The organism is Burkholderia sp. BCC0398 (genome assembly GCF_902833245.1).
Classification (GTDB): domain Bacteria; phylum Pseudomonadota; class Gammaproteobacteria; order Burkholderiales; family Burkholderiaceae; genus Burkholderia; species Burkholderia sola.
In genome coordinates this window covers 698-2,070 of sequence record NZ_CADFEM010000043.1, presented here as the reverse complement: position 1 = coordinate 2,070, position 1,373 = coordinate 698, and the positions used below count along the sequence as shown (strand labels likewise).

Annotated in this window: 1 pseudogene; it reads left to right on the top strand. The window is 66.0% G+C overall.

The window, feature by feature from the left end:
- A pseudogene (locus HWX76_RS36415) lies at positions 1-1,373 on the top strand (FAD-linked oxidase C-terminal domain-containing protein); the annotation flags it as partial.

Here is a 1,373-nt window from a genome sequence, read left to right as displayed (position 1 = left end):
CCGCTCGGCAAGACCGACGACGCGAACGAGATCCCGAGCGCCGAGCTGCTGGAAGACCGCGTGCAGCAGGCGCTGGAGCTGCTCAAGCGCGTGCGTGCGCGCTGGGAATTCGTGCGCGACCGGCTCGACCAGCCGCTGCGCGAGGCGCAGCACTACCTGGTGCAGCTCGGCTACGAGGCGCTCGCGGAGAAGTTCGCCGATCGCGCGGACGCGCAGCCCGGCGCGACCGTGTTCCACGTCACGCAGGACCGCACGGTCCGCATCTCGTGGAAGCAGGAGATCCGCGCGGAGCTGCGCGCGATCTTCAACGGCGGCGCGTTCAAGCCGATCCTCGACGAAGCGCAGGCGATCCACAAGCGCGTGCTGCGCGGCCGTGTGTTCGTCGCGCTGCACATGCATGCGGGCGACGGCAACGTCCACACCAACATCCCGGTCAACTCCGACAACTACGAGATGCTGCAGGACGCGCACGCGTCGGTGGCCCGCATCATGACGCTGGCGCGTTCGCTCGACGGCGTGATCTCCGGCGAACACGGGATCGGCATCACGAAGCTCGAGTTCCTGACCGACGACGAGATCGCCGAATTCCGCGCGTACAAGCAGCGCGTCGACCCGAACGGCCGTTTCAACAAGGGCAAGCTGCTCGACGGCGCCGATCTGCGCAACGCGTACACGCCCAGCTTCGGGCTGATGGGCTACGAGTCGCTGATCATGCAGCAGTCCGACATCGGCGCGATCGCCGATTCGGTGAAGGACTGCCTGCGCTGCGGCAAGTGCAAGCCGGTGTGCGCGACCCACGTGCCGCGCGCGAACCTGCTGTACAGCCCGCGCAACAAGATCCTCGCGACGTCGCTGCTGGTCGAGGCGTTCCTGTACGAGGAGCAGACGCGCCGCGGCGTGTCGATCAAGCACTGGGACGAGTTCAACGACGTGGCCGACCACTGCACGGTGTGCCACAAGTGCGCGACGCCGTGCCCGGTGAAGATCGACTTCGGCGACGTGACGATGAACATGCGCAACCTGTTGCGCAAGATGGGCAAGAAGAAGTTCAACGCGGGCAACGCGGCGGGGATGTTCTTCCTGAACGCGACCAATCCGCAGACGATCAACCTCGCGCGCGGCGTGATGATGGGGGTGGGCTACAAGGTGCAGCGCTTCGCGAACGACATGCTGAAGAAGGTCGTGACGAAGCAGACGCAGCACCCGCCGGCGACGACCGGCAAGCCGCCGGCGGTCGAGCAGGTGATCCACTTCGTGAACAAGAAGATGCCGGGCAACCTGCCGAAGAAGACGGCGCGGGCGCTGCTGGACATCGAGGACAACAAGATCGTGCCGATCATCCGCAACCCGAAGTCGACGACCGTCGATTCGGA